The sequence below is a fragment of the Thermococcus sp. genome, assembly GCF_027008145.1.
Classification (GTDB): Archaea; Methanobacteriota_B; Thermococci; order Thermococcales; family Thermococcaceae; genus Thermococcus.
In genome coordinates this window covers 1-4,958 of the sequence record NZ_JALTCZ010000176.1, presented here as the reverse complement: position 1 = coordinate 4,958, position 4,958 = coordinate 1, and the positions used below count along the sequence as shown (strand labels likewise).

Genomic DNA, 4,958 nt, shown 5'->3' with positions numbered 1-4,958 from the left:
CTATAATGTCCGCGTAAACCTCGACCGGCTCGTCCTCGTGCTTAGCCTTGATTCCGGCTATCTTGCCGTCCTTCCTTATAACGTCTAAAGCCTCTGTTCTGGCCAGAACATCGGCGCCGGCCTTCGATGCATAGTAAGCGAGCATCTTGTCAAAGACCTTCCTCTCAAGGATAACACCGCTGACCTCTTTATAGCGGAGCTCAAGCTCGTAGCCACTCGGGGAGTAGAGTTTGGCACCGTAGATCTCGCGGTTGATGAACCTTTTATCGTAGGGAATACCGTACTTCTCGAAGACCTTGATACTTATTCCTTCGGCACACTGCTTCGGCGTTCCTATTGCCCACTTCTTGTCTATGAGGAGAACGGAGTAGCCTGCTTTGGCAACGTTTCTCGCTATTATGGGACCAGCAATTCCAGAACCGACGACGACAACGTCGTATTTCCATCTCATTCTCTCACCTCCAGGAGTTCAGCGCTCAGCGCTCCAACCGGGCAGGCGTTGATGCATATCCTACAGCTTATGCACTTGTCCTGCAGAAACTCCCAGCGGGTCGAGTGCACCTCTATCGCGAGCGTCGGACAGACTCCAGCACAGCCTCCGCAGAGGTAACAGCGGTCTTCGTTTACAACAACCCTAATCTTCTCCGGCATCGGTTTCACCGCCGATCTTTTGTTTTAGTCTTTTCCTGTCGATTTCAATCCTGTCCTCTTTTATCCTTAACGGTACGAACCTGTCCAGTTCATGGACTTTTACCAGAACCTCCCTTTCCTTGATGTTCAGCCTGTCGGAGAGCTCGTCAACAGTTGCCGAGCCGTTGAGGAGGAGGTAGTGGAGTATCGCCAGCTCCGTCATGTCGCCGACTTCCCTGAGGTACTTTTCCTTGATCTTCGCCATGAGGGAATCCCTGGTGGATTCAATCTCGGCCATTCTCTCAAGAAGGGCCTTCAGCTCGTCCGAGAGCTCAAGGAAGTCCTCGATAAGACTGGGGAGCGGGCCCTCCTCAACCTGTTTCGGGGAGAGGTCGAGGGATTTGTACCAGAATATGTTCGGTGTGAGCGTGACGAGGTAGGTCTTTGAGACGGCTATATCATAGTACTTCCTCGCCGGCCCTATGAATGGACCCTCCCTTTCGTAGGACTTCAGAATGCCCTCGCGCTCCATTATTTTAAGGTGCTTTGCAACGGCCGTGGAAGAAACGCTCACCTTGCTGCTCAGGAAGCTGAAATAACACTCAGTGCAAGTGAGATGGCTCAGCAAGTCCCTCCTCACCCTGTTCCCGAGGATGTAAAATATGTCCGGTTCACCCATGCCCAACACCACCCAAACCTGTGACGCAAAGCTTATATAGTGGACATTTAACCTTAAGTTGCAAACCCGGGTATTTAAACCCGGAAGGAGTGCGCTCTAATGGTTATAAAGATTATGAGGTGATAAGAATGGGACTGATAAGCGATGCCGACAAGAAGGTAATTAAGGAGGAGTTCTTCTCCAAGATAACCAATCCGGTTAAGCTCATCGTCTTCACGGGCAGGGAGCACTGCCAGTACTGCGACCAACTCAAACAGCTCGTCAACGAGCTCAGTGAACTGACGGAAAAGCTCACATATGAGGTTATCGACTTCGACAGCGAGGAGGGTAAGCAGATCGCCGAGCAGTACAGGATCGACCGCGCTCCAGCGGTTACCATAACCCAAGACGGTAAAGACATGGGCGTCCGCTACTTCGGCCTTCCAGCCGGCCACGAGTTCGGGGCTTTCCTTGAGGACATAGTCGACGTCAGCAACGGCACCACCGATCTGATGCCCGAGAGCAGAGATGACCTCAGAGGCATTGACAGGGACGTCAGGATACTCGTCTTCGTGACGCCGACCTGTCCCTACTGCCCGCTGGCAGTCAGAATGGCCCACAAGTTCGCCATCGAAAACACCCTGGCAGGGAAGGGCAGGATTCTCGGTGATATGGTCGAGGCGATTGAGTATCCGGAGTGGGCCGACCAGTACAGCGTCATGGCCGTCCCGAAGATAGTCATACAGGTCGACGGCGAGGACAAGGTTCAGTTCGAGGGTGCCTATCCAGAGAAGATGTTCCTTGAGAAGCTCCTCGCTGCCCTCGACTGATTTTCTCATCTTTTTCGGTGAACATAAAAATACATCAACGAACCGAAACGGGCTGAAAAACGGTTCTTAAAGTTTACGCAACCGATATAAACTCTCTCAACGGAGACCACTCGAAAAGCTTATATATGAGAACCCGCAGGTGGGTGTAGTGAAATCGTTCTATAAAAACGTTGAGGGGGCAGTTCTCGGTGGCCACGAAAAAGGAGTTTGACATATTCACCCATGAATTAGTTCCCGAGCATAGGGTGCTCAGCGAGGAGGAAAAGGAGGAGCTTCTCAGGAAATATCGCATAAAAATCTCCCAGCTCCCCCAAATAAAGGCTTCTGACCCGGCTGTTGTGGCGCTCGGCGCGAAGCCCGGGGACGTGATCGAGATCAAGCGTAAGAGCCCGACGGCGGGATACTACTACTATTACCGCCTCGTGGTGGAGGACTGATTCTGAGGTGATGTTTATGGCGAGAGGACCGACCGTTTCCGAGCCCCTCTTAACCCCGGATGAACTCTGGCTTGTTATGGAATCCTACTGGAAGGAAAAGGGCCTTGTGAGACAGCACCTTGACTCTTACAACGCCTTCATAGACTACGGCCTCCAAGAGGTCATCAACGAGTTCCAAGAGGTTGTCCCGGATATACCGAACTTTAAGGTCAGGTTCGGGAGGATAAGAATAGGCGAACCGGAGTTCCAAGAAGCTCAAGGCCAGAGGAGACCCCTCTACCCCATGGATGCCCGCATAAGGAACCTCACCTACTCGGCTCCGCTCTACCTTGAGATGGTGCCCATCGTCAATGGAATCGAGCAGGAGAGCGTTGAGGTTCGCATAGGCGAGCTCCCGATAATGCTGAAATCCAAGGCCTGCAGGCTCTACGGTCTTAGCGATGAAGAGCTCATAAAGCTCGGTGAAGATCCGAGGGACCCGGGAGGATACTTCATAATAAACGGCTCCGAGAGGGTTATAGTCTCTATCGAAGACCTCGCCCCAAATAAGACCCTTGTTGAAAAGGATGAGAGGCAGAACAAGATAGTCGCGAAGGTCTTCTCCTACAGGCACGGCTACCGCGCCTTAATAACCGTCGAGAGGAAGAAGGACGGTATCCTATACGTCACCATCCCCAACGTCCCCAAGCCAGTTAAGTTCGTCTACGTAATGCGCGCCCTTGGGGTTCTCAGCGACAAGGAGATAGTGGAGGCAGTAAGCCACGACCCGAGGATACAGCAGGTTCTCTTTGACAACCTCGAAGATGCGGGCGACATAAGAACTCAGGAGGAGGCGCTTGACCTCATTGGAAGGCTCTCCCTCCCGGGCCAGCCAAAGGAGTACCGGCTAAGGAGGGCCAACAACATAATAGACAACAACCTCTTACCCCACATGGGCGTTGAGGAGAAGGACAGAAAAGCTAAGGCGTATTACCTAGGTATGATGGCCCTCAAAGTTCTGGAGCTCTCCCTCGGACTCCGCGGTGAGGACGATAAAGACCACTACGCCAACAAGAGGCTTAAGCTGGCAGGAGATCTGCTCAAAGACCTCTTCAGGGTTGCCTTCGGCCAGCTTGTAAAGGACATGCAGTACCAGATGACCAAGACCTACCAGAGGAAGGGAGAGAGGTACACCTTCGAGAACATACAGCGGTTTGTTAGAAACTCCATAAGGCCCGATGTCCTGAGCGAGAGGATAGAACACGCCTTAGCGACGGGCGCGTGGCCGGGCGGAAGAACCGGCGTCAGCCAGCTTCTTGACAGAACCAATTACATCTCGACGCTCTCACACCTCAGGCGCGTGACTTCCCCGCTCAGCAGGGAGCAACCACACTTCGAGGCGAGGGACTTGCACGGAACCCACTGGGGCAGGATCTGTCCGACGGAAACTCCGGAAGGCCCGAACTGTGGTCTCGTTAAGAACCTCTCCCTAATGTCCCAGATAACCACGGGGATTTCCGAGGAAGAAGTCAGGAACTACCTCTCGCTCCTCGGTGTCGTCCCGATCGAGAAGAGAAGGCCGGCCCCAGGTCTTTACAGGGTTTACCTCAACGGTGTCCTGATTGGAACCATAGAGGATGGTGAGGCCCTCGTCAGGAGGATCAGGGCCGACAGGAGAAGGGGCAAAATCAGCGACGTTATCAACGTGGCCATCTACAACGAGGAAGAAGTCAGGGAGATATACGTCAACAGCGACGACGGCAGAGTTAGGAGGCCCCTAATCATAGTTGAGAACGGAATACCAAACCTCACAAAGGAGCACATCGAGGGCATAAAGAACGGAACGCTCACCTGGAGCGACCTCATAAAGATGGGCGTCATTGAATACCTCGACGCAGAGGAAGAGGAGAACGCCTACGTTGCCACCTGGCCATGGGAAGTCACTGAGGAGCACACCCACCTTGAGCTTATGCCTGCAGCAATACTCGGTATTCCCGCTTCTCTCGTTCCATATCCAGAGCACAACGCGGCACCGCGTAACACCTACGGGGCCGGTATGGCAAAGCAGAGCCTCGGTCTCGGCTGGGCCAACTTCAGGATAAGAGTTGACACGAGAGGCCACCTGATGCACTACCCACAGGTTCCCCTCGTTAACTCGCGCATAATGAAGGCGGTTGGCTTTGAGGAGAGACCCGCCGGTCAGAACTTCATCGTTGCCGTCCTCAGCTACCACGGCTACAACATGGAGGATGCCGTTATAATCAACAAAGCCTCAATCGAGCGTGGTCTCGCTAGGTCAACCTTCTTCAGAACCTACGAGGCCGAGGAAAAGCGCTACCTCGGTGGTCAGAAGGACAACTTCGAGGTTCCAGATCCAACAATTCAGGGCTACCTCGGTGAGAAATACTACCGCCACCTCGACCA

At 53.4% G+C, this 4,958-nt stretch carries 6 protein-coding genes; 3 read left to right on the top strand and 3 right to left on the bottom strand.

Features of this window, described 5'->3' with window-relative positions; translation table 11 throughout:
* The 3 genes from MVD07_RS08665 to MVD07_RS08655 all read right to left on the bottom strand — a co-directional run.
* On the bottom strand, nucleotides 1–451 hold a 451-nt coding region (locus tag MVD07_RS08665), incomplete at its 3' end, for an NAD(P)/FAD-dependent oxidoreductase (protein WP_297500926.1).
* Nucleotides 448–651 (bottom strand): 4Fe-4S binding protein, encoded by a 204-nt coding sequence (locus tag MVD07_RS08660; protein ID WP_297500924.1) that lies wholly within the window; start codon nucleotides 649–651, stop codon nucleotides 448–450. The genes MVD07_RS08665 and MVD07_RS08660, both read right to left, overlap by 4 nt.
* On the bottom strand, nucleotides 635–1,309 hold the full coding sequence (locus tag MVD07_RS08655; protein ID WP_297500921.1) for a transcriptional regulator: 675 nt from the start codon (nucleotides 1,307–1,309) through the stop codon (nucleotides 635–637). Before MVD07_RS08655 ends, MVD07_RS08660 begins: the two co-directional genes overlap by 17 nt.
* A gap of 128 nt (nucleotides 1,310–1,437) precedes the next feature.
* Between MVD07_RS08655 and MVD07_RS08650 the strand changes: the two genes are divergently transcribed.
* From MVD07_RS08650 to MVD07_RS08640, 3 genes are all read left to right on the top strand, one after another.
* On the top strand, nucleotides 1,438–2,118 hold the full coding sequence (locus MVD07_RS08650; RefSeq protein ID WP_297500919.1) for a thioredoxin family protein: 681 nt from the start codon (nucleotides 1,438–1,440) through the stop codon (nucleotides 2,116–2,118).
* A gap of 188 nt (nucleotides 2,119–2,306) precedes the next feature.
* Nucleotides 2,307–2,555: a DNA-directed RNA polymerase subunit H gene (locus MVD07_RS08645; RefSeq protein ID WP_297500916.1), complete on the top strand. Its 249-nt coding sequence runs from the start codon at nucleotides 2,307–2,309 to the stop codon at nucleotides 2,553–2,555.
* Nucleotides 2,556–2,571: 16 nt separating this feature from the next.
* The coding region (locus MVD07_RS08640; RefSeq protein WP_297500928.1) for a DNA-directed RNA polymerase subunit B'' at nucleotides 2,572–4,958 on the top strand (2,387 nt) is incomplete at its 3' end.